Origin of the sequence: Haemophilus sp. oral taxon 036 (genome assembly GCF_002998595.1) — a bacterium.
In the GTDB taxonomy this organism is placed as follows: domain Bacteria; phylum Pseudomonadota; class Gammaproteobacteria; order Enterobacterales; family Pasteurellaceae; genus Haemophilus; species Haemophilus haemolyticus_K.
In genome coordinates this window covers 721070-743756 of the sequence record NZ_CP027235.1, presented here as the reverse complement: position 1 = coordinate 743756, position 22687 = coordinate 721070, and the positions used below count along the sequence as shown (strand labels likewise).

Annotated in this window: 22 protein-coding genes; 18 read left to right on the top strand and 4 right to left on the bottom strand. The window is 39.6% G+C overall.

Annotated elements, in window-relative coordinates:
• Position 1 precedes the first annotated feature (1 nt).
• The gene (gene gyrB, locus C3V42_RS03635) at positions 2–2422 is read left to right on the top strand and encodes a DNA topoisomerase (ATP-hydrolyzing) subunit B (protein WP_106013684.1); all 2421 of its coding nucleotides are present in this window, start codon (positions 2–4) and stop codon (positions 2420–2422) included.
• A gap of 55 nt (positions 2423–2477) precedes the next feature.
• On the opposite strand, the gene hslR is transcribed toward gyrB, so the two are convergent.
• The gene (hslR, locus tag C3V42_RS03630) at positions 2478–2876 is read right to left on the bottom strand and encodes a ribosome-associated heat shock protein Hsp15 (RefSeq protein ID WP_106013682.1); all 399 of its coding nucleotides are present in this window, start codon (positions 2874–2876) and stop codon (positions 2478–2480) included.
• Positions 2877–3082: 206 nt separating this feature from the next.
• Here hslR and C3V42_RS03625 point away from each other — a divergent pair, with 206 nt between their 5' ends.
• The 9 genes from C3V42_RS03625 (at position 3083) to gnd (ending at position 11487) form a co-directional block, all read left to right on the top strand.
• Positions 3083–5071, top strand: coding sequence for an oligopeptide transporter, OPT family (locus C3V42_RS03625; RefSeq protein WP_106013680.1), 1989 nt, complete (start codon positions 3083–3085; stop codon positions 5069–5071).
• Between the two features lie 52 nt (positions 5072–5123).
• Complete coding sequence (locus C3V42_RS03620; RefSeq protein ID WP_106013678.1) at positions 5124–5540, top strand: hypothetical protein; 417 nt, start codon at positions 5124–5126, stop codon at positions 5538–5540.
• A gap of 4 nt (positions 5541–5544) precedes the next feature.
• Entirely contained in the window at positions 5545–6354 is an 810-nt protein-coding gene (cysQ, locus tag C3V42_RS03615; RefSeq protein ID WP_106013677.1) for a 3'(2'),5'-bisphosphate nucleotidase CysQ, read from the top strand.
• Between the two features lie 75 nt (positions 6355–6429).
• On the top strand, positions 6430–7914 hold the full coding sequence (zwf, locus tag C3V42_RS03610; protein WP_106013675.1) for a glucose-6-phosphate dehydrogenase: 1485 nt from the start codon (positions 6430–6432) through the stop codon (positions 7912–7914).
• A gap of 88 nt (positions 7915–8002) precedes the next feature.
• Positions 8003–8701 carry a 6-phosphogluconolactonase gene (pgl, locus tag C3V42_RS03605; RefSeq protein WP_106013673.1) on the top strand — a complete coding sequence of 233 codons (699 nt, stop codon included), beginning with the start codon at positions 8003–8005 and terminating at the stop codon, positions 8699–8701.
• A 33-nt stretch (positions 8702–8734) separates the two neighbouring features.
• On the top strand, positions 8735–9127 hold the full coding sequence (locus C3V42_RS03600; protein ID WP_106013672.1) for a GNAT family N-acetyltransferase: 393 nt from the start codon (positions 8735–8737) through the stop codon (positions 9125–9127).
• 26 nt (positions 9128–9153) lie between these two features.
• Complete coding sequence (locus C3V42_RS03595; protein WP_032828078.1) at positions 9154–9570, top strand: hypothetical protein; 417 nt, start codon at positions 9154–9156, stop codon at positions 9568–9570.
• A gap of 31 nt (positions 9571–9601) precedes the next feature.
• The gene (locus tag C3V42_RS03590) at positions 9602–9934 is read left to right on the top strand and encodes a n-acetylglutamate synthase (RefSeq protein ID WP_106013670.1); all 333 of its coding nucleotides are present in this window, start codon (positions 9602–9604) and stop codon (positions 9932–9934) included.
• 98 nt (positions 9935–10032) lie between these two features.
• Positions 10033–11487: a decarboxylating NADP(+)-dependent phosphogluconate dehydrogenase gene (gnd, locus tag C3V42_RS03585; protein ID WP_106013668.1), complete on the top strand. Its 1455-nt coding sequence runs from the start codon at positions 10033–10035 to the stop codon at positions 11485–11487.
• Between the two features lie 131 nt (positions 11488–11618).
• Here gnd and pepD read toward each other — a convergent pair whose 3' ends face one another.
• Positions 11619–13076: a beta-Ala-His dipeptidase gene (pepD, locus tag C3V42_RS03580; RefSeq protein WP_106013667.1), complete on the bottom strand. Its 1458-nt coding sequence runs from the start codon at positions 13074–13076 to the stop codon at positions 11619–11621.
• Positions 13077–13182: 106 nt separating this feature from the next.
• On the opposite strand from pepD, the gene gpt reads away from it, so the two are divergent.
• The 3 genes from gpt to C3V42_RS03565 all read left to right on the top strand — a co-directional run bounded on the left by gpt (position 13183) and on the right by C3V42_RS03565 (position 16052).
• Complete coding sequence (gpt, locus tag C3V42_RS03575) at positions 13183–13650, top strand: xanthine phosphoribosyltransferase (RefSeq protein WP_106013666.1); 468 nt, start codon at positions 13183–13185, stop codon at positions 13648–13650.
• Between the two features lie 140 nt (positions 13651–13790).
• Positions 13791–14408 carry a ribosome biogenesis GTP-binding protein YihA/YsxC gene (yihA, locus tag C3V42_RS03570; RefSeq protein ID WP_106013665.1) on the top strand — a complete coding sequence of 206 codons (618 nt, stop codon included), beginning with the start codon at positions 13791–13793 and terminating at the stop codon, positions 14406–14408.
• 114 nt (positions 14409–14522) lie between these two features.
• A complete protein-coding gene (locus tag C3V42_RS03565) occupies positions 14523–16052 on the top strand; it encodes a YifB family Mg chelatase-like AAA ATPase (RefSeq protein ID WP_106013664.1) in 1530 nt (509 codons plus the stop codon).
• 33 nt (positions 16053–16085) lie between these two features.
• On the opposite strand, the gene deoC is transcribed toward C3V42_RS03565, so the two are convergent.
• Positions 16086–16757: a deoxyribose-phosphate aldolase gene (gene deoC / locus C3V42_RS03560; protein ID WP_048953412.1), complete on the bottom strand. Its 672-nt coding sequence runs from the start codon at positions 16755–16757 to the stop codon at positions 16086–16088.
• 110 nt (positions 16758–16867) lie between these two features.
• Here deoC and C3V42_RS03555 point away from each other — a divergent pair, with 110 nt between their 5' ends.
• The 5 genes from C3V42_RS03555 to rfaC all read left to right on the top strand — a co-directional run bounded on the left by C3V42_RS03555 (position 16868) and on the right by rfaC (position 21331).
• Positions 16868–17371: a protein disulfide oxidoreductase gene (locus C3V42_RS03555; protein WP_048953418.1), complete on the top strand. Its 504-nt coding sequence runs from the start codon at positions 16868–16870 to the stop codon at positions 17369–17371.
• A gap of 52 nt (positions 17372–17423) precedes the next feature.
• Positions 17424–18350: an ADP-glyceromanno-heptose 6-epimerase gene (gene rfaD, locus C3V42_RS03550; RefSeq protein WP_005626818.1), complete on the top strand. Its 927-nt coding sequence runs from the start codon at positions 17424–17426 to the stop codon at positions 18348–18350.
• Between the two features lie 85 nt (positions 18351–18435).
• Positions 18436–19476, top strand: a complete 1041-nt coding sequence (gene waaF / locus C3V42_RS03545; protein ID WP_048953419.1) for a lipopolysaccharide heptosyltransferase II — start codon at positions 18436–18438, stop codon at positions 19474–19476.
• A complete protein-coding gene (locus C3V42_RS03540) occupies positions 19473–20378 on the top strand; it encodes a DMT family transporter (RefSeq protein ID WP_048953420.1) in 906 nt (301 codons plus the stop codon). The genes waaF and C3V42_RS03540 overlap by 4 nt, the downstream gene beginning before the upstream one ends.
• The gene (rfaC, locus tag C3V42_RS03535) at positions 20375–21331 is read left to right on the top strand and encodes a lipopolysaccharide heptosyltransferase RfaC (protein ID WP_048953421.1); all 957 of its coding nucleotides are present in this window, start codon (positions 20375–20377) and stop codon (positions 21329–21331) included. Before C3V42_RS03540 ends, rfaC begins: the two co-directional genes overlap by 4 nt.
• Positions 21332–21374: 43 nt before the next feature.
• Here the strand turns inward: rfaC and C3V42_RS03530 are convergent, their stop codons facing one another.
• Positions 21375–22598: an MFS transporter gene (locus tag C3V42_RS03530; RefSeq protein ID WP_048953423.1), complete on the bottom strand. Its 1224-nt coding sequence runs from the start codon at positions 22596–22598 to the stop codon at positions 21375–21377.
• Between the last annotated feature and the right edge of the window lie 89 nt (positions 22599–22687).

Genomic DNA, 22687 nt, shown 5'->3' with positions numbered 1-22687 from the left:
TATGTCAGAAACGACCAATGATAACTATGGTGCATCGAGCATTAAAGTATTAAAAGGCCTTGATGCGGTGCGTAAACGTCCAGGTATGTATATCGGTGATACTGATGATGGTACTGGTTTGCACCATATGGTATTTGAAGTGGTGGATAATGCCATTGATGAAGCCCTCGCTGGCCATTGTTCCGATATTATCGTGACAATTCATGATGATAATTCTGTATCGGTACAAGATGATGGGCGTGGTATTCCTGTGGATATTCACCCTGAAGAAGGCGTTTCTGCAGCAGAAGTTATCATGACCGTGCTTCACGCTGGCGGTAAATTTGACGATAACTCTTATAAAGTATCGGGCGGTTTACACGGTGTAGGTGTATCAGTGGTGAATGCGCTTTCTGATAAATTACAGTTAACCATTCGTCGTCAAGGTCACGTTCATGAGCAATTCTATCATTTAGGTGAGCCACAAGCGCCATTAACAGTGATTGGTGACACAGAGGCAACGGGGACAACGGTTCGTTTCTGGCCAAGCTCAGATATTTTTGCTATCACAACCTTTGATTACAAAATCTTAGCAAAACGCTTACGTGAGCTTTCTTTCTTGAACTCAGGCGTATCTATTCGTTTAATCGATAAACGTGATGGCTCTGAAGATCATTTCCATTACGAAGGCGGTATTCAAGCATTTGTCGAATATTTGAATAAAAATAAAAACCCAATTCATCCAAAACCATTTTATTTTACCGCTGAGAAAGATGGTATCGGTGTAGAAGTTGCCTTGCAGTGGAATGATGGTGTAAATGAAAACGTGTATTGCTTCACCAATAACATTCCTCAACGTGATGGCGGTACTCACTTAGCAGGTTTCCGTGGGGCTTTAACCCGTAGTTTAAATAGCTATATGGAAAACGAGGGTATGCTGAAAAAAGAAAAAGTGGCGACTTCAGGCGATGATGCGCGTGAAGGTTTAGTTGCGATTATTTCAGTTAAAGTGCCTGATCCAAAATTCTCATCGCAAACGAAAGACAAACTCGTGTCTTCAGAAGTTAAAAGTGCGGTGGAATCTGCGATGAATGAAAAAATGCAGGAATATTTATTGGAAAATCCGGCAGATGCAAAAATCATTGTAAATCAAATTATTATGGCCGCTCGTGCGCGCGAAGCAGCACGTAAAGCTCGTGAAATGACGCGTCGTAAAGGGGCGTTAGATATTGCAGGTTTACCAGGTAAACTTGCAGACTGCCAAGAAAAAGATCCTGCACTTTCTGAACTTTACTTGGTGGAGGGGGACTCCGCAGGTGGTTCTGCAAAAGTTGGTCGCGATCGTAAAACTCAAGCAATTTTGCCATTGAAAGGTAAAATCTTAAACGTAGAAAAAGCACGTTTTGACAAAATGTTGTCTTCCCAAGAGGTGGGAACATTGATTACTGCCTTAGGTTGCGGTATTGGTCGTGATGAATATAACCCAGATAAATTACGCTATCATCATATCATTATCATGACTGATGCTGATGTGGATGGTTCTCACATTCGTACGTTGCTTTTAACGTTTTTCTATCGTCAAATGCCTGAGCTTATTGAACGTGGTTATGTTTACATTGCTCAGCCGCCACTTTACAAAGTGAAAAAAGGAAAACAAGAACGCTACATTAAAGATGCGGATGAAATGGAGCAATATGAATTAACGCTTGCGTTAGATGGCGCAGAATTACATATCAGCGCAAATGCACCAGCAATGAATGCTCTTGTATTTGAGAAATTGGTGGCAGAATATAACAGCGTACAAAAACTTATCAGTCGTTTAAGTCGCCACTATCCAACTCCTGTGTTGCAAGGATTAATTTATCAGTCGCCAATTTCTGTTGAAATGATGAAAGACGAAAGTGCGGTGGAAAATTGGGGTAAATCTTTTGTTGAACAACTGACTGCAAAAGAAACAGAAGCACATCAATATTCAGTGCGTACACAATTTAACGCGGAACGCCAAGTATATGAAGCGGTGATTACGGTTCGTAAACACGGTATTGATACCGATTATTTCTTAAATTTTGATTTTGTTCACGGCAATGAATACGCGAAAATTGTTTCTCTTAATAAACAACTCAATGGTTTATTGGAAGAAGGCGCTTATGTTACTCGTGGTGAAAAAGTACAACCAGTGCGTAGCTTTGAACAAGCCGTTGAATGGCTGGTAAAAGAATCTCGTAAAGGCCTTGAAGTTCAACGTTATAAAGGACTTGGTGAAATGAACGCAGATCAACTTTGGGAAACTACAATGGATCCAAATTCACGTCGTATGTTGAAAGTTTCTATTAAGGATGCTGTTGCAGCGGATCAACTCTTCACGACCTTAATGGGAGATGAAGTTGAGCCACGCCGTGAGTTCATTGAGCTGAATGCGTTAAGAGCAAATTTAGATATTTAATCGAAATATAGTAAGAAAAATAACCATGCTTGTAAGATTAAGTGCGGTTATTTTTTTATTCAAAGTGATCTTGGTGTTTAAATTTTAGTAAATTACGTCTTTCTTGTTTATTTGGGTGACGATTAGGATGGGGCATAGATAATGCATTATTTTTACGAGCCCATGCTATTTCTTCACGTTTTTTTAGGCTTGTTTCAGTTTCTCGGTAAAGTAATTGTGCATCAGGTGCGCCACGACGTTGATCACTTAATGCAAGTACTTCAACTTCTTTTTCTTCATTCCCTTGGCGTAATTTTATTAATGCCCCTAGTTCTACAATTTTACTAACTTTAGCACTTTGTCCATTATAGTGTATTTTTCCCCCATCAATCATGGTTTTGGCGATAGTACGAGTTTTGTAAAAACGTGCTGCCCATAACCATTTATCTAAGCGGACACCTTCTTTGCTAGTCATGAATTTACCTTTGGGATTACGTTATTATTGAATAAGATAGTATCACAAATCTTATTTATTGCATTTTTATTAAATTAGGAAAGAGAAATACCGCTTAATTTAAATATTTTCTAATTGAATAAAATTAAGATTAAAAGTACTTGAAAAAATATGCGTTTTTTGCGATTTTTAAAGTGTTCTCTTTTTTTTACTTAAGGATGTAACATATGCATAACGAAAACTTAAAAGAATTGACCTTTCGAGGGATCATCCTCGGCGCATTGATTACAGTGATTTTCACTGCATCCAATGTGTATCTCGGTCTAAAAGTGGGGATGACATTTGCGTCATCTATTCCGGCGGCTGTCATTTCTATGGCGGTACTCAAATTTTTCAAAGATTCTAGTATTCTTGAAAATAACATGGTGCAAACACAAGCATCTTCAGCGGGGACACTTTCTTCTGTGATCTTCGTCTTACCAGGCTTATTAATGATGGGTTACTGGCAAGACTTCCCATTCTGGCAAACTATGTTGATTTGTGCTGCGGGTGGTACATTGGGCGTGTTATTCACTATTCCATTACGCCGTGCGATGGTGGTAAACAGTGATTTACCTTATCCTGAAGGTGTAGCTGCTGCAGAAATCTTAAAAGCAGGTAATCATGCAGATGGCGACAGCGGTGTGAAAGATATTGCTTACGGTGGTGTTTTAGCGGGATTAGTTGCATTTTTAACTAACGGTTTACGCGTGATGGCTGATGGTGCAAGCGCTTGGATTCAAACTGGTAAAGCGGCTTTCCAATTACCAATGGGATTTTCGCTTGCCTTGCTTGGTGCGGGTTATTTAATTGGTATCGTAGGCGGTATTGCGATGTTAATCGGTGTTATTTTGACTTGGGGTGTGGCTGTGCCATATTTCACGATGTCAGGTGATATCGCAGCAGACGCAAGCTTAATTGATGCTGCTATGGTGGTTTGGAAAACGAAAGTACGCTTTATTGGTGTGGGTACGATTGGTATCGCAGCGATTTGGACATTGCTGATTTTAATGAAACCAATGATTGAAGGGATGGTACATTCTTTCCGTATGTTGAAAGGTGGACAGGCTGAATCTGAGCATCGCGTTGATATCGACCTTTCTCCAAAAACAATGATTTATATCTTAATCGCGACAGTTGTGTTAATTGTTATTTCATTACACCACTTTATCGCGGCTGCACCGATTTCACCTGAGCTTTCCATTTTATTAGTGGTAGTTTGTACTTTCTTAGCGGTATTTATCGGCTTCTTTGTGGCAGCAGCTTCTGGTTATATGGCGGGTTTAGTGGGGTCATCTTCAAGCCCAATTTCTGGTATCGGGATTATTTCTGTTATCGTGATTTCATTGGTATTGGTGTCAATCGGTAATGCATCTGGCTTATTTGAAACCGTAGATGGTCAGAAATTTTTGACCGCACTTACACTCTTTACAGCGTCAATTGTCTTAACCACCGCAACGATTTCTAATGATAACTTGCAAGATTTAAAAACCGGTTTATTAGTAGATGCGACACCTTGGCGTCAACAAGTAGCATTAATTATTGGCTGCTTTGTCGGTGCACTTGTTATCGCGCCAGTATTAGAAATCTTATATCACGCGTATGGTTTCAGCGGTGCGTTGCCACGTCCAGATATGGATCCTTCACAAGCCCTATCTGCACCACAAGCAACATTAATGACCACCATTTCTCAAGGTATTTTTACCAATAAATTGGAATGGACTTACATTTTAACTGGTGTGGTTTTGGGGGCTGTGTTAATTACGATTGATGCATTCTTGAAAAAAGTCAGCAACAAAGTCTTTGGCTTGCCAGTTATTGCCGTGGGGATTGGTATTTACTTACCACCATCAATTAATATGCCTGTGATTGTCGGTGCATTCTTAGCGTGGATCATGACTCGTCATATTGCAAAACTTGGTAACAAAGAAGTGTCAGCTAAAGCAGAACGTTTCGGTACCCTTTTCTCTGCAGGTTTAATCGTAGGTGAAAGCTTAATGGGGGTGATTTTAGCATTCATTATTGCGGCTTCTGTTACTACCGGTGGTTCTGAAGCGCCATTATCCTTAAATCTTGAAAACTGGGATACTATTGGCGAGTGGTTAGGTTTAATCGTATTTATCGTGGGCATTGTGATTTTTGCATCTCGCGTATTACGTGCGAAAAAATCTGATTAATCCTTAAATTTATTTTAGAATAGGCTACCTTTTGGATAGCCTATTTTTTATTATGAAATCTTACTTAAAAACACTTATTTTTTTCCCTCTAATTTTACAGGTCATCGTCACCGCACTTTTGATTTGGTTCGATGATGATTCAAGTGGCGTTATCGTTCCTTTTTCTAGCTATGCTCTCACAGCATTTCTTCTTGCCACAATCCCCGCATTTTTAACCGCACTTTTAGCTGTAAAATTCCGTTACACACGTTATAACATTGCTTCGATTGTATTAGTTTCATCTATCATTTCATTTGTTTACTGCAATATGGCATCTTATTTTTATTTGTTATTGCTCGGCGAACAAGAAACTTCCTTTTGGGGATGGTTGACCAAAGGGGGATTATCCCTCGGGTTAATAAGCACATGCGGAATGGTATTTTATGCTCTATTTGTGATGCCGTGGTTGCTGCCAAAAACAAGAGAATAATTTTATGCTGACGTTAAACGAACATTTACTTAACCAGGTATTGCTGATTGCTTATCAAGCGGGTAAGCATTTGCAACAGTTTTATCAAAAACAGGTTCATGTTGAATTGAAAGAAGACAACACGCCTGTGACAGAAGCGGATCTTTTTGTGAGCCAATTTTTAACAGAAAAATTAACCGCACTTTTCCCTAATGTCCCTGTTCTTTCGGAAGAAAATTGCCATATTTCCTTTGAAGAACGTAAAAATTGGAAAGAATATTGGTTGATTGATCCTCTTGATGGCACACAACAATTCATTAATCGTACCGATCAATTTTCTGTGTTGATAACCTTAGTTCGTAAAAATAAGCCCGTATTAAGCATTATTCATGCACCAATTTTATCGACAACTTATTATGCAATGCGTGATTTCGGCGCATTTAAAAAACAACTGGATCAGGTAAAAAAACTCACTAAAACCACGATGAACTTTGACCGCCCTTTACGAATTGCGGTAGGTGCAACCACTTCACAAGAAAAAGTGAGGTCGATTTTACCGAAGGATTTTCCTAGTGAATTTGTTGTGGTGGGGTCAAGTAGCTTAAAAAGCGGTTTAGTGGCTGAAGGTGCAGTAGATTGTTATGTTCGTTTAGGACGAACAGGCGAATGGGATACCGCGGGCGCTGAAGTGTTACTGGGTGAAACTCACGGTGCTATTTTTGACTCTCATTTTGAGCCTTTAACCTATAACCAACGTGAAACCTTGATTAATCCGCATTTTGTCATGGTGGGCGATCAATCGTTCGATTGGCGTTCTATCTTTCAATTTAATTGATTGGTTCGATTGGTTTTTTTCTCTAGAATACGGCATTATTTTCCGATATTACTCGGAATCTTATAAGGAATAATTATGCAAACTGATAATAACTGTATCGTCATCTTTGGCGCGTCTGGTGACTTAACTCACCGTAAACTCATTCCAGCCCTTTATAATCTCTATAAAATCGGGCGTTTGAGTGAAAACTTTTCCGTTCTAGGTGTTGCTCGCTCTGAGTTAAATGATGAAACTTTCCGCGAAAAAATGCGTGAGGCTTTAATTAACAATGAAGAAACAACACCTGACACTTTAGATGCTTTCTGTTCTCATCTTTATTACCAGGCAGTGAATACATCTGATGCTCAAGATTATGGAAAACTTGTTCCACGCTTAGATAATCTTCATGATAAATATAAAACTTGTGGTAACACCCTTTATTATATGTCCACTCCTCCAAGTCTTTATGGCGTGATTCCTGAGTGTTTGGCTGAACATGGTTTAAATACGGAAGAATATGGCTGGAAGCGTATTATTGTTGAAAAGCCTTTTGGTTACGATGAAAAAACAGCGCAAGCGTTAGACGTACAAATCCACCGTTTCTTTGAAGAACACCAAATTTATCGTATCGACCATTATTTAGGTAAAGAAACAGTTCAAAACTTGCTCGTATTACGTTTCTCAAATGGTTGGTTTGAACCGCTTTGGAACCGTAATTTCATTGATTATGTAGAAATTACTGGTGCAGAATCTATTGGTGTGGAAGAACGCGGTGGCTATTACGATGGTTCTGGCGCAATGCGAGATATGTTCCAAAACCATTTATTGCAAGTATTAGCGATGGTGGCAATGGAGCCGCCAGCGATTATTAATGCGAATTCAATGCGTGATGAAGTAGCAAAAGTGATGCATAGTTTGCGTCCATTAACTGCTGAAGATATGGAGCATAATCTCGTTTTAGGTCAATACACTGCGGCTGAAATTAACGGCAAAATGGAAAACGGTTATTTAGAAGAAAAAGGCGTACCGGCAGATTCTCACACTGAAACCTATATCGCATTACGTTGTGAAATTGAAAACTGGCGTTGGGCTGGTGTGCCGTTCTATGTTCGTACGGGTAAACGTTTACCAGCTCGTGTGACTGAAATTGTGATCCATTTTAAAACTACGCCACATCCTGTATTCAGCCAAAATGCACCAGAGAATAAATTGATTATTCGTATTCAACCAGATGAAGCGATTTCAATGCGTTTTGGTTTGAAAAAACCAGGCGCAGGTTTTGAAGCGAAAGAAGTATCAATGGATTTCCGTTATGCAGATTTAGCAGGCGCACAAGTATTAACCGCTTATGAACGCTTATTGTTAGATGCGATGAAAGGCGATGCAACCTTGTTTGCGCGTACTGATGCTGTGCATGCTGCATGGAAATTTGTGCAACCGATTTTAGATTACAAAGCTAATGGTGGTCGTATTCACGAATATGAAGCGGGCACTTGGGGCCCTGTGGCAGCCGATAAATTAATCGCAAAACAAGGCAAGGTTTGGCGTAAACCGACAGGTTTAATGAAGAAAAAAGTTTAATTCATCTAATGTAGGGTGGGCTTTAGCCCACCTCTCGTAATATCGAACATAATAAATTGTGGGCTAAAGCCTACCCTACGGAAAATCAATGAACTATATCAGTTTCCCAACGGCTCAACACGCAGTCGATAAAATTGCCCAAGAATTTGTGATTTATAGTCAATTAAATCACCCTGTACATATTTCCCTTTCTGGTGGTTCAACGCCTAAGTTGCTATTTAAAACCCTAGCAAAATCACCTTATGCAGAACAAATTAACTGGAAAAATCTGCATTTTTGGTGGGGAGATGATCGTATGGTTCTGCCATCTGATCCTGAAAGCAACTATGGTGAAGTGCAAAAACTTTTATTCGATCATATTCAAATTCCAACGGAAAACATTCACAGAATTTGTGGCGAAAATGAACCGCACTTTGAGCTAAAACGTTTCAAAGAAGAATTAAGTGCGGTCATTCCAAACGGTGTTTTTGATTGGATTATTTTAGGCATGGGGACAGATGGTCATACTGCTTCTCTCTTCCCACATCAAACCAATTTTGATGATGAAAACCTAGCTGTCATTGCAAAACATCCTGAAAGCGGCCAAATTCGCATTTCTAAAACAGCCAAACTCATCGAACAAGCCAAACGCATTACCTATTTAGTCACAGGTGAAAGCAAAGCAGATATTTTAAAAGAAATCCAAACGACTCCTGCAGAAAATCTGCCTTATCCTGCTGCCAAAATTCAGGCGAAAAACGGCGTGACGGAATGGTATTTGGATAAAGCGGCGGCGAAATTGCTATAACAAGTTGAGTATCAAATATCACAGGCTTGCAAAATGATAGACTACAAAGTGAATGAACCGATTTCAGTTAAACAATTTATTGGATTGCTAAATAAAACAACATTAGGTGCCCGCCGTCCGTTAGAGGATGAAAAGCGTGTCGCAGCAATGTTGCACCATGCGGATTTATTAATCACCGCTTGGGATGGTGAACGATTAGTGGGTGTGGCACGTTCCGTGACAGATTTTGCCTACTGCTGTTATTTATCTGATTTAGCGGTTGATGAACAATATCAAAAACAAGGTATCGGCTTGCAGTTAATTGAACACACCAAACAGGCGTTACATCCACAAGCTAAAATTGTGCTTTTATCGGCTCCGCAAGCCGTGGATTATTATCCGCATATTGGATTTACTCAACATATGAGTGCATGGACGAAAAGTTAATTTATTAGAATGATATGGTGACAAAAATGAAAAAACTGTTTGTACTACTTACTTCAACTTTGTTATTTGCTTGTTCATCTGGTCCATCTTTAGATCAGTTAGCGGCACAAATGCCAAAAGATAATCGCTCAGTAATGCTTCAAGTTCCAGAAGCAGGAAATCCAGTTTCAAATGGAATGCTTGTAGCAACGATTAGAACCGCAGGTGGTACTTCAGGAAAACGACTCGTATCTCTTTTAGCTACAGATAATTTACACATTGGAATTGCAGGGAACAGTCAATCTGTGAATAAAGCAGTTGCTATGTATGGACTAAATAATGCAGAAAAGGTCGGTAAGGATGTATCTTTATACCTTGTTGGAGATAGTGAAAGTGATAAGGCAGATCTAGAAAAAGCCGCAAAAGCGAAAAATGTAGAAATGCATTACATTATGCAAAAATAAGAGATAGATACATCAGATGCGGAGTGACTTAATGTTGAATTTAGATAATAAAAAATTTGTTGCTGTTGAAAACACCGCAAATGGTGAGGTCAGTAGTCAAACAGAATTTCATTATCACCAACAAGGCAACATGATTTGGGCCGAATATGGTGGCGGTGAAATTTTAAAAGGCTTTTTAATTGGGAAGTGGATTAACGATACTCAAATTGAATTTACGTATCAACATTTAAATCAATCTCTAGAAAATCGTTTGGGGCGTTGCTGTACAACATTTTCTTTAGAAGAAAGCAAACTCATCGGTCATGAAAAATGGCAGTGGCTAGACACGTTAGAGCAAGGCAGCTCTTTAATTAGAGAAATTTAAAAGAAGTTTTGCTATAGAATATCTGAAACAAGCTTCTTATACTTTACAATAAATACTAAATGATAGGTGCATCCGTACCTCACAAACAGGAGAAAAAAATGTCAGTAAAAGGCGACATCGGTGTTATCGGCTTAGCCGTAATGGGGCAAAACCTTATTTTAAATATGAATGATCATGGCTTTAAAGTCGTGGCATATAACCGTACCACGTCAAAAGTGGATGAATTTTTACAAGGTGCGGCAAAAGGCACGAATATTATCGGTGCATACTCGTTAGAAGATTTAGCTTCTAAATTAGAAAAACCACGTAAAGTAATGTTAATGGTACGCGCAGGTGAGGTAGTGGATCAATTCATTGAGGCATTACTACCACACTTAGAAGAAGGCGACATCATTATTGATGGCGGTAACTCAAACTATCCAGATACCAACCGTCGTGTAAAAGCATTGGCTGAAAAAGGCATTCGCTTTATTGGTTCGGGTGTTTCAGGTGGTGAAGAAGGTGCGCGTCATGGACCTTCTATCATGCCGGGTGGTAACCACGAAGCATGGCCATATGTTAAGCCAATCTTCCAAGCAATCTCAGCAAAAACAGAACAAGGTGAGCCTTGCTGTGACTGGGTTGGCGGTGAAGGCGCTGGCCACTTTGTGAAAATGGTTCACAATGGTATCGAATATGGCGATATGCAATTAATCTGTGAAGCGTACCAATTCTTAAAAGAAGGTTTAGGCTTAAGCTATGAAGAAATGCAAGCGATCTTCGCAGAATGGAAAAAAACTGAACTTGATAGCTATTTAATTGATATCACCACCGATATTCTTGGTTATAAAGATGCGGATGGTGAACCATTAGTTGAAAAAATCTTAGATACCGCAGGCCAAAAAGGAACAGGTAAATGGACGGGTATCAATGCATTAGATTTCGGTATTCCATTAACCTTAATCACTGAATCCGTCTTTGCTCGTTGCGTATCTTCATTTAAAGATCAACGTGTTGCAGCAAATCAATTATTCAATAAAACAGTTGTTCCAGTTGAAGGTGACAAAAAAGTTTGGATTGAAGCAGTGCGTAAAGCATTATTGGCGTCAAAAATCATTTCTTACGCACAAGGCTTTATGCTGATTCGTGAAGCCTCTGAACAATTTGGTTGGGATATTAACTATGGTGCAACGGCGTTATTATGGCGTGAAGGTTGTATCATTCGCAGCCGTTTCTTAGGCAATATTCGTGATGCATATGAAGCAAATCCAGATTTAATCTTCTTAGGTTCAGATAGTTACTTCAAAGGTATTTTAGAAAACGCATTAAGTGACTGGCGTAAAGTGGTGGCAAAATCTATCGAAGTGGGTATTCCAATGCCTTGTATGGCGTCTGCAATCACCTTCTTAGATGGTTATACTTCAGCACGTTTACCTGCAAACTTATTGCAAGCACAACGAGACTACTTCGGCGCACATACTTATGAGCGTACAGATAAACCACGTGGTGAATTCTTCCACACCAACTGGACAGGTCGTGGTGGTAATACAGCCTCTACCACTTATGATGTGTAGTTAAAAACATTGATAAAAATTACCGCACTTTGAGATATTAAAGTGCGGTATTTTTTATCTCTTTTTTGTTTATTTTGAGATATTTAAAAAGGCGATAAAAATATTGAAATTCCATCGCTTTTTATTATTTATTAAGCTTTAATTGGTATATCAGCTAATACATTTACTAATACATTCCAGTAGGTTGTGACAGTAGAAATCTGTACTTTCTCATCTGGTGAATGCGCATTACGAATAGTTGGTCCTAGAGAAATCATTTCGATATTAGGATAATGCTCTTTGAGTAATCCACATTCCAAACCCGCATGAATGACTTTAATATCAGGTTGTTTGCCTAACACTGCAGCATAATGTTTTTGAGTAAGATTTAATATGGAGGAATCATTGACTGGTTTCCAACCTGGATATGGTGCTGAAAATTCAGTTTTCGCACCCGCAAGGTTGGCAACAGAGGTTAATAATTCTGTTACATAATCTTTACCGCTTTCAATTAATGAACGTATTAAAATAGTCCCCTTCACACTGCGCTCTTCAGTCTTTAATACCCCGATGCTGAGTGAACTTTCGACAACATTTTTGATTACATCGCTATTACGAATGACGCCGTTAGGTAACGCGTTTAATAAATGAATGACTTTTTCTGTTGATTCTAAGGTAAAGATAGATTGTGGTTTTTCCGCTGATTCTAAGAAAAGCTTAAGGTTAGGTTCAGCAATGAATAATTCTTCTTTTAATAAAATGTTTAGTTTTTCTATCTCACTTTCAAAAGCATGAGGTTCGCCATTGAAAACTAGAATCGCAACAGCTTCTCTAGGAATAGCGTTTCGAATTGAACCACCACGAATTTCTGCAAGCTGGAAAGGAGAAGTGTTTTGTGGAAGTTTCGCTAATACGCGAGCCATAACTTTGATTGCATTAGCTCGTCCAGTATGAATATCGCAACCTGAATGTCCACCGCGCAAACCTTTCAATATGAGTTGAATTGATTGTTCAAAAGTGTTGTTTTCCCATTGAATTGGTATTGATAAATTGGCATTAATCCCTCCGGCGCAACCGATATAAATTTCTCCGACTTCTTCAGTGTCAGTATTGATAAGAATGTCCGATTGTAGCCAATTACGACGGAGGTGTAATGCACCGTCCATTCCTGTTTCTTCTGTCATGGTAAGAAGGACTTCAAGTGGTGGATGTGCGATATTATCGCTTTCAAGTACGGCTAATGTAGATGCTAAACCAATACCATTATCGGAACCAAGCGTTGTCCCTTTTGCTTTTACCCAATCGCCATCAATATAAGGACGAATCGGATCTTTAGTGAAATCATGTGGATTACCTTCATTGGCCTGAGGCACCATATCCAAGTGGGCTTGCAATACAACAGGTGTGCGATTTTCCATACCTACTGTTGCTGGTTTGCGAATTAATACATTACCCGCCTCGTCACGTTCTGCAAAAAAATGCTTTTCTTTTGCCCAGTTAACAATAAAGTTTGCAAGTGTATCTTCGTGATGAGATGGATGTGGTATTGTACAAATTTGATCGAACCATTTCCATAGCAATTCGGGTTGAAGTGTTGTAATTTCAGACATAGTTTCTCCTTTTTATCGAAAAATTTTGAGGAAATAATAGCATAAAATGCTATTTCAGGTTATCCTTACGCAATTTTTATTTATTGACAAAATTTAGGGTATTAAAATGAGTGAAAAATATGTGGTGACTTGGGATATGTTCCAAATGCATGCTCGTAAATTATCAGAGCGTTTACTTCCAGCATCCCAATGGAAAGGTATTATTGCCGTGAGTCGCGGTGGTTTATTCCCTGCTGCTGTATTAGCTCGCGAGTTAAGCATTCGCCACGTAGAAACCGTTTGTATTGCAAGTTATCATGACCACAATAATCAAGGTGAATTGCAGGTTCTTCACGCTGCACAGGTACCAAATGGCGGAGAAGGTTTTATCATAGTTGATGATCTAGTTGATACAGGTAATACGGCACGTGCAATCCGTGAAATGTATCCAAATGCAAAATTTGTGACAGTATTTGCAAAACCAGCAGGGGCAGAACTAGTTGATGATTATGTGATTGATATTCCTCAAAATACTTGGATTGAACAGCCTTGGGATTTAGGATTAATGTTTGTCCCGCCTTTTGCAAGAAAATAAGTTTATTCTTTAGATTTAAATGCGAAATCCCTTTGATTTCGCATTTTTTTATCTCTTAATTTGCCTTTTGAGTTAATCCGTGTCATTTCGGAAACAGGATTATTTATGCTATTCTAAGCGCAATTTTAAAAGGAATCCTTATGTCTGAAATTAAACTTAATTATCATAAAACTCACTTTTTAACGAGTGCGCCGAATATTCGTTCTATTCCTGAAGATACGGGCATTGAAATTGCGTTTGCGGGACGTTCAAATGCAGGAAAATCAACTGCACTTAATGCATTAACTAATCAAAAAAGCTTAGCCCGCACCTCAAAAACGCCGGGGCGTACCCAACTAATCAACTTATTTGAAGTGGAACCAAATTGTAAATTGGTGGATTTACCAGGTTATGGTTATGCAGCCGTACCAGAGCAAATGAAAATCCAATGGCAAAAATCCTTAGGCGAATATTTGCAAAAACGAGAATGTTTGGCGGGATTGGTTGTGCTGATGGATATTCGCCATCCGCTTAAAGATCTTGACCAACAAATGATTGAATGGGCGGTTTCAGCAGATTTACCCGTACTTTTATTGCTTACTAAAGCCGATAAATTGAGCCAAAGTGCACGTAGTAAACAAGTGAAAATAGTGCGCGAAGCGATTCTTCCATTCCAAGGTGACATTCAAGTAGAAGCCTTTTCTGCACAAAATAAAATTGGTATTGATAAACTTGCAGCGAAATTAGATTTTTGGTTTTCGCCACTTTTTGCGGAATAAAATATAAATTTTGCGATCTAGATCGCAAGAAAAGCACATGATGAATGATTTCATTATGTGCTTTTTTTATAGTGCAAAAACTATCTCCATTTTTACCGCACTTTAAGGATTATCATGTCCCTTGCTATTGTTTACAGTCGTGCCTCTATGGGGGTGCAGGCACCGCTTGTCACTATTGAGGTGCATTTAAGCAACGGAAAACCTGGATTTACGCTTGTTGGTTTGCCAGAAAAAACGGTGAAAGAGGCACAAGATCGGGTGCGTAGTGCGTTGATGAATGCACAATTTAAATATCCAGCCAAGCGTATCACAGTGAATCTCGCACCTGCGGATTTACCGAAAGAAGGTGGACGATTTGATTTGCCTATTGCCATCGGGATTTTAGCCGCATCGGATCAGCTTGATGCGAGCCGTTTAAAACAATTTGAATTTGTGGCTGAGCTTGCTCTGACGGGGCAATTGCGTGGTGTACATGGTGTGATTCCTGCTATTCTTGCAGCGCAAAAGTCAAAGCGAGAGTTAATTATCGCGAAACAAAATGCCAATGAAGCCTCGCTTGTTTCTGATCAAAATACTTATTTTGCGCAAACGCTTTTAGATGTGGTGCAATTTCTCAACGGTCAGGAAAAATTACCCCTTGCCACTGAAATTGTGAAAGAAAGTGCGGTAAATTTTTCGGGTAAAAATACATTAGATTTAACGGATATTATTGGTCAACAGCATGCCAAACGAGCATTGACCATTGCCGCCGCTGGTCAGCATAACTTGCTCTTTCTTGGTCCTCCTGGCACAGGGAAAACCATGTTAGCTAGCCGATTGACAGGGCTTTTACCTGAAATGACTGATTTAGAAGCGATAGAAACGGCATCTGTAACGAGTTTAGTTCAAAATGAGCTAAATTTTCATAATTGGAAACAACGTCCTTTTCGCTCACCGCACCATAGTGCATCAATGCCTGCTTTAGTTGGAGGCGGGACGATCCCAAAACCTGGTGAAATATCCTTAGCAACAAATGGTGTGCTTTTTCTTGATGAACTTCCAGAATTTGAGCGAAAGGTGTTAGATGCACTACGTCAGCCTTTGGAAAGTGGTGAGATTATTATTTCTCGTGCTAATGCCAAAATCCAATTTCCAGCTCGTTTTCAATTGGTGGCAGCGATGAATCCAAGTCCCACAGGCCATTATACCGGAACACATAACCGCACTTCACCCCAGCAAATTATGCGTTATTTAAATCGACTTTCAGGGCCATTTTTAGATCGTTTTGATTTGTCTATTGAAGTGCCTTTATTGCCACAAGGCAGCTTACAAAATACCGGCGATCGTGGCGAAACCAGCGCACAAGTACGAGAAAAAGTGTTAAAAGTGCGTGAGATTCAAATGGAAAGATCGGGGAAAATTAACGCTTATTTGAACAGTAAAGAGATTGAACGTGATTGCAAGTTAAGTGATAAAGATGCCTTTTTCCTTGAAAATGCGCTGAATAAACTAGGGCTTTCTGTTCGGGCTTACCATCGTATTCTGAAAGTTTCTCGAACCATTGCCGATCTACAAGGAGAACAACAAATTTCTCAACCGCACTTAGCGGAAGCTTTGGGATATCGAGCTATGGATCGTTTGCTACAGAAATTATCGAATATGTAAAAACGCGTGGTGAGGATACCACGCGTGAAAGGATTAGTAAGTGCTTTGGGTATCTTGCGTTCCGCTAATAATTGCAATGCCAGCGCTTGCACCAATGCGAGTCGCACCCGCTTTAATCATTGCAAGTGCAGTTTCAGTATCACGCACACCACCTGATGCTTTAACACCAATATTGCCGACTGTTTGTTTCATCAATGCAACATCTTCTACAGTCGCACCGCCTTTATTGAAACCTGTTGATGTTTTAACAAAAGCCACACCGATTTCTTTACAAATTTCACAGGCTTTCACTATCTCATCTTTAGTGAGCAAACAAGTTTCTAAAATTACTTTTAATGGCGTGCCATTACAAGCATCAAATACAGCTTGAATATCCTGTTTTACGGCATTCCATTTTTGCGATTTTATCCAACCTACATTAATCACCATATCAATTTCATTTGCACCTGATTTAATGGATTCTTGTGTTTCAAATACTTTGACAGAGGTTAAATTAGCACCCAAAGGGAAGCCAACTACGGTGCAAATTTTTACATTTGATCCTGTAAGTTTTTCTTTAGCGAGTGGAATATAACCAGAATTGATACATACAGAATAAAATCCGTGTTCAATCGCTTCATGACAGAGTGTCAAAATATCTTGTTCATTTTTTTCTGCGGTCAGTGCGGTGTGATCGATATATTGAGCAAGTTGATTCGGTGTCATTATTTTCCTCCTTTTATTTATGTTTTACCTATTGTAGCAAAAATCCCTTATTTTTGACTGTGGTTTTATGCTTGATTACAATCATCTCAATGCGATAAGGAATAAAGAAAATGAAGATTAAAAAACTACTTAAGAATGGATTATCCCTCTTTTTAACTTTTATTGTGATGAGTAGCATACTGGATTTTGTTCGTCGCCCTGTGGTACCAGAGGAAATAAATAAAATCACGTTACAAGATCTTCAAGGGAATACGTTCTCTCTTGAAAGTCTTGATCAAAATAAAGCGACGCTGCTTTATTTTTGGGGAACTTGGTGTGGTTATTGTCGCTATACTTCGCCAGCAATTAATTCTTTAGCGAAAGAAGGCTATCAAGTTGTATCGGTGGCGTTACGTTCAGGTAATGAGGCGGACGTAAATGATTATTTAAGTAAAAATGACTACCACTTCACTACGGTTAACGATCCTAAAGGGGAATTTGCAGAACGATGGCAAATTAATGTAACGCCCACAATTGTGCTGTTGAGTAAAGGCAAAATGGATCTTGTTACGACAGGCCTCACGAGTTATTGGGGATTAAAAGTGCGGTTGTTTTTCGCAGAGTTTTTTGGCTAAGCGGTAGAAAATCTATTACAATACGCAGACTTATTTTAAAGAGGACAGAATTATGATTATCGTAACAGGTGGCGCAGGTTTTATTGGCAGCAATATTGTCAAAGCATTAAATGATTTAGGGCGCAAAGATATTTTAGTGGTAGATAACTTAAAAGATGGCACAAAATTTGCCAATTTAGTTGATTTAGATATTGCAGATTATTGCGATAAAGAAGATTTCATTGCTTCTATTATTGCGGGCGACGAATTTGGCGATATTGATGCAGTATTCCACGAGGGGGCATGTTCTGCGACTACGGAATGGGATGGCAAATACATTATGCACAACAACTACGAATATTCTAAAGAGTTGTTGCATTATTGCCTTGATCGCGAAATTCCTTTCTTTTATGCCTCAAGTGCAGCAACTTATGGAGACACCAAGGTATTCCGTGAAGAACGTGAATTTGAAGGTCCGTTAAATGTTTATGGCTATTCTAAATTCTTATTCGACCAATATGTACGCAACATTTTGCCAGAAGCAAAATCGCCAGTATGTGGTTTCCGTTATTTCAATGTTTACGGGCCGCGTGAAAATCATAAAGGTTCTATGGCTAGCGTAGCATTCCACTTGAATAACCAAATCTTAAAAGGCGAAAATCCAAAATTATTTGCAGGCAGCGAACACTTCCGCCGTGATTTTGTTTATGTGGGTGATGTAGCTGCAGTGAATATTTGGTGCTGGCAAAATGGTATTTCAGGTATTTACAACCTTGGTACAGGAAATGCAGAAAGTTTCCGTGCGGTGGCTGATGCGGTAGTGAAATTCCACGGTAAAGGCGAGATTGAAACCATTCCATTCCCAGAGCATTTGAAATCTCGCTATCAAGAATATACGCAAGCAGATTTAACTAAACTTCGTTCAACAGGCTACGATAAATCATTCAAAACAGTTGCGGAAGGCGTGGCTGAATATATGGCGTGGTTGAATAGAAAATAAACCGTAGGTTTGCCTACTTCCCATCAACAGAGTGCGGTTAAAAATCTCGGTATTTTTGACCGCACTTTTATCTGAAAGACAGAAAATGAATATTCTAATTATTGGCCCTTCTTGGGTTGGCGATATGATGATGTCGCACAGTTTGTACCAGCAACTGAAAATTCAATATCCAAACTGCAATATTGATGTGATGGCACCGAATTGGTGTAAGCCTTTGCTTGCGCGTATGCCAGCGGTGCGTAAGGCGATTGAAATGCCACTAGGGCACGGGGCCTTTGAATTGGGAACGCGTTATCGTTTAGGGAAATCTTTGCGTGAACAATATGATATGGCGATTATTTTGCCTAATTCATTGAAATCGGCGTTTGTTCCTTTCTTCGCAAAAATTGCTCATCGTCGTGGTTGGAAAGGCGAAAGCCGTTATATTTTATTGAATGATTTACGAGCCAATAAAAAAGATTATCCAATGATGGTGCAGCGTTATGTTGCATTGGCTTTTGAAAAAGATGCTGTACCAAAAGCTGATGATATTCCTATCTTGAAACCCTATTTGACGGTTGAGCCAGCGCAACAAGCTGAAACCTTAAAAAAATTTGAAAAACAAACCGCACTTTTAGGCGAAAGTCCGATTATCGGTTTCTGTCCTGGAGCTGAATTTGGCCCAGCAAAACGTTGGCCACATTATCATTATGCAAAATTAGCAGAAATGTTAATTACCCAAGGCTATGCGGTGGAGCTATTTGGTTCTGCTAAAGATGAACTAGTGGGCGAAGAAATTCGTCAAGCGCTGCCAGAAGAGTTGCGTGAGTTTTGTGTCAATTTAGCAGGAAAAACCAATTTAAATGAAGCAGTGGATTTAATTGCAAATTGTACGGCAGTCGTGACAAATGACAGTGGTTTAATGCATATTGCGGCAGCCGTAAATCGTCCATTGATTGCACTTTATGGACCAACTAGCCCGCAATATACGCCGCCACTTTCGGATAAAGCAACGATTATTCGTTTAATTGAAGGTGGATTGATTAAAGTCCGTAAAGGCGACAAAGAGGGGGGGTATCATCAAAGTTTGATTGATATTACGCCGGAAATGGCATTAGAAAAATTAGAGGCATTATTAGCAAAATGAACCCTCTACGTATACATTTACAATTAATTGGAATGGTGATTTTATGGGGCGCCTCTTGGCCTTGGGGACGAGTGGTTGCCCAAGCTATGTCGACATTTGTTGCTTCAAGCGCGCGCTTTTTTTTCGCCATTATTCCACTCATTATTTGGCTATATGCGGCGAATCGTTTCAAATATGCTAAACAACTGCGACCTAATCAATGGGTAGGGTTATTGTTAACGGCTTTGCTTGGGATCTTTGGTTATTCGACTTTCTTTATTTGGGGTTTGAAATATGTTCCAGCAGGGCAAGGAACGATGGTCGTTGCCTCTAATCCCGTCTTTACGATGTTTTTTGCTATTTTATTATTTAAAGAAAAATGGAATCGCTGGGTTGTTTTAGGGATGATTATTGCCATTAGCGGTTCTTTGTTAGCCATGACAAAAGGGAATCCAACTAACCTCTTACAAAATTTTGGATTCGGTCAAATGTTATTGCTTTGTGCTTTAGTTTGCTGGGTTGCTTATACTTTATTGGCTCGTAAAGTATTAATCGGAATTGATTCTCTCACCGCTACCACGATTTCTTCTACTTTTGGTTTTTTCATGCTGACGTTGGCAGCATTATGGACGGAAAGTGCGGAAGATTTGGCAACCGTATTTCAATTAAATGGATCGCAATGGTTTAGTTTACTTGGTCTTGCATTTGGCTCAACGGTATTGGCTTATGCATGGTATTTTGATGGTGTGAAACACTTAGGGGCGGGCAATGCCTCGGCCTATATTATTCTTGTGCCGATTTTAGGCATTTTATTCTCCGCCGTTTGGTTGAATGAACAAGTGGATTTCTCCTTAATTATTGGGGGCATTTTAGCCGTATCTGGACTTGGAATTATGCATTGGGGAAGAAGGTTAATTAAATGAAAGTATGTGTGATTAAAACTTCCTCTATGGGGGATGTGATTCATACTTTGCCAGCATTGACTGATGCACAAAGGGCGATACCAAATTTAAGCATTGATTGGGTGGTGGAAGAAAACTTTGCAGAAATTCCACGTTGGCATTCTGCCGTAAATCGAGTGATTCCTATTGCTTTGCGTCGTTGGCGTAAATCACCTTTTTCCATTCAAACAAGAAATGAGTGGAAAAATTACCGCACTTTGTTGCAGGCTGAAAACTATGATGCGGTAATTGATGCACAAGGGCTCATTAAAAGTGCATTATTTGCAACTCGTTTCGCTCAAGGCGTGAAACATGGCTATGATCGTCAAAGTATCCGAGAGCCGTTAGCATCTTTTTTCTACGATAAAAAATATGCCATTTCTTATCAACAGCATGCGGTGGAACGAATTCGTCAGCTTTTTGCTCAAAGTTTAGGTTATGAATTGCCTCAAGTTCAGGGCGATTATGGTATTGCTCGCCATTTTCTTCATCAAACTTCAGAACAAAACTATGTGGTATTCATTCATTCTACAACTCGGGCAGATAAGCATTGGGAAGAATCAGAATGGCAAAAATTGATTGAAAAAATTACCGCACTTTCTGATTACGAAATTCGCTTGCCTTGGGGAAATGAACTAGAAAAAGCGCGAGCAGAGCGTTTGGCTCAAGGTCATTCTAATGTGATCGTGTTGCCTAAGTTAACTTTAACGGAGCTTGCAAAACAGCTTGCAAATGCGCAAGCTATCGTGTCGGTGGATACAGGATTGGCGCATTTAACTGCCGCTTTGGATAAGCCCAATATTACGCTTTATGGCTCAACGGATCCTAAATTGATTGGTTGTTATGGTAAAAATCAGCATTACTTATCGGCTAATTCAATGAAAGAGATTTCAGCTGAACAAGTATCCTCACAATTGCTTACTTTTATTTCATAAAAAATGCTCGCATTTGGCGAGCATTTTTATCTTTTATATTTTCTTAGTCTAAGGCTTTACCTTTTAATTCAGGGATTAAGAAAATTGTCGCTAACATATCAATTACGTAGATAATCGCAAGTAGGGCGATGGCCGTTTGGAAAGAGTAGGCGAGTACAACTGCGCCCACAACCACAGGTCCAAATCCCCCTACGGCACGACCAATATTGAAAAGTACGTTTTGTGCGGTTGCTCGAGCTTCTGTTGGGTAGGCTTCTGCCATTAATGCACCGTAACCGCCCATCATTCCGTTCACAAACATACCTAAAAATGCCCCAGCAAGAAGCATGATGTCAGGATCGGTAAGTTGTGAGTAAACCACAATACTTATCACTGCGCCTAATTGGAAAAGTAAGAAACTTGGTTTGCGTCCGATGCGGTCAGCGAGTTGTCCGAAAATCCAAATGCCAGCCATCATGCCACAGACGGTAACGGCTGTCCAAAGTCCAGATTTAGTTAAGCTGAATCCCAGTTGTTTTGATAAGAAATTAGGTAACCAAATCATAATACCGTAATAACCGAAGTTTTGTACGGAGGTAAGTACAACGATACCAAGACTAATTTTGCTCGTGGATTTGTCTTTAATCAGAAGCTGAAATGAACGTAATTTATCAGTAAAGCTGGATTGCGTTGAAAGTGCGGTTTGTTTTTGAGTGAAAATTTCAGGTTCGTGCAGATGAGAACGTAAGAACCAAGCGACAAATGCAGGGAAGATACCCACCAAGAACATTCCACGCCAACCAATATGCGGGAGCAATAATGGTGTAAGCAATGCGGCACCTAACACACCAGCTTGCCAACCTAATGCAACATAAGATGCAGCTTTAGCTCGGTGACGTGCAGGCCATGCTTCCGCTGCTAGAGCCATCCCAATTCCAAATTCACCGCCTAAGCCAATGCCAGCAATTGTGCGATAAATTAGTAAGTCCCAATAACCTTGTGCAATCGCACATAAACCAGTAAACACCGCAAAGAGAAGAATGGTCCAAGTAAGTACGCGTACACGACCGTATTTATCGCTTAATGCACCAAATAAAATGCCGCCAAATACGGCACCAATCAGAGTCCAAGTTACAAGAGATCCACCTTGTGCGGGTGTTAGATTTAAGTCTGCGGAAATTGCACTAAGCATGAAACCTAAAATGAGAAGATCGAAACCGTCCATTGCATAGCCGACGGCAGAGCCAATTAAGGCTTTCCAGCCATAACTGTTTACTTTGTTTGTCATGATGTGTCCTTTTGTTACTCGCGGGTAACATTTAAAGTGAAAAGAAGGGTGATTAAAAATCGGTGGCTAGTTTACTGCATTGATGAAAA

Bases quoted from the DNA above. Each gene is read 5' to 3' on its own strand.
- gyrB (WP_106013684.1), top strand. From the start codon at position 2: ATGTCAGAAACGACCAATGATAACTATGGTGCATCGAGCATTAAAGTA.
- hslR (WP_106013682.1), bottom strand. From the start codon at position 2,876: ATGACTAGCAAAGAAGGTGTCCGCTTAGATAAATGGTTATGGGCAGCA.
- C3V42_RS03625 (WP_106013680.1), top strand. From the start codon at position 3,083: ATGCATAACGAAAACTTAAAAGAATTGACCTTTCGAGGGATCATCCTC.
- C3V42_RS03620 (WP_106013678.1), top strand. From the start codon at position 5,124: ATGAAATCTTACTTAAAAACACTTATTTTTTTCCCTCTAATTTTACAG.
- cysQ (WP_106013677.1), top strand. From the start codon at position 5,545: ATGCTGACGTTAAACGAACATTTACTTAACCAGGTATTGCTGATTGCT.
- zwf (WP_106013675.1), top strand. From the start codon at position 6,430: ATGCAAACTGATAATAACTGTATCGTCATCTTTGGCGCGTCTGGTGAC.
- pgl (WP_106013673.1), top strand. From the start codon at position 8,003: ATGAACTATATCAGTTTCCCAACGGCTCAACACGCAGTCGATAAAATT.
- C3V42_RS03600 (WP_106013672.1), top strand. From the start codon at position 8,735: ATGATAGACTACAAAGTGAATGAACCGATTTCAGTTAAACAATTTATT.
- C3V42_RS03595 (WP_032828078.1), top strand. From the start codon at position 9,154: ATGAAAAAACTGTTTGTACTACTTACTTCAACTTTGTTATTTGCTTGT.
- C3V42_RS03590 (WP_106013670.1), top strand. From the start codon at position 9,602: ATGTTGAATTTAGATAATAAAAAATTTGTTGCTGTTGAAAACACCGCA.
- gnd (WP_106013668.1), top strand. From the start codon at position 10,033: ATGTCAGTAAAAGGCGACATCGGTGTTATCGGCTTAGCCGTAATGGGG.
- pepD (WP_106013667.1), bottom strand. From the start codon at position 13,076: ATGTCTGAAATTACAACACTTCAACCCGAATTGCTATGGAAATGGTTC.
- gpt (WP_106013666.1), top strand. From the start codon at position 13,183: ATGAGTGAAAAATATGTGGTGACTTGGGATATGTTCCAAATGCATGCT.
- yihA (WP_106013665.1), top strand. From the start codon at position 13,791: ATGTCTGAAATTAAACTTAATTATCATAAAACTCACTTTTTAACGAGT.
- C3V42_RS03565 (WP_106013664.1), top strand. From the start codon at position 14,523: ATGTCCCTTGCTATTGTTTACAGTCGTGCCTCTATGGGGGTGCAGGCA.
- deoC (WP_048953412.1), bottom strand. From the start codon at position 16,757: ATGACACCGAATCAACTTGCTCAATATATCGATCACACCGCACTGACC.
- C3V42_RS03555 (WP_048953418.1), top strand. From the start codon at position 16,868: ATGAAGATTAAAAAACTACTTAAGAATGGATTATCCCTCTTTTTAACT.
- rfaD (WP_005626818.1), top strand. From the start codon at position 17,424: ATGATTATCGTAACAGGTGGCGCAGGTTTTATTGGCAGCAATATTGTC.
- waaF (WP_048953419.1), top strand. From the start codon at position 18,436: ATGAATATTCTAATTATTGGCCCTTCTTGGGTTGGCGATATGATGATG.
- C3V42_RS03540 (WP_048953420.1), top strand. From the start codon at position 19,473: ATGAACCCTCTACGTATACATTTACAATTAATTGGAATGGTGATTTTA.
- rfaC (WP_048953421.1), top strand. From the start codon at position 20,375: ATGAAAGTATGTGTGATTAAAACTTCCTCTATGGGGGATGTGATTCAT.
- C3V42_RS03530 (WP_048953423.1), bottom strand. From the start codon at position 22,598: ATGACAAACAAAGTAAACAGTTATGGCTGGAAAGCCTTAATTGGCTCT.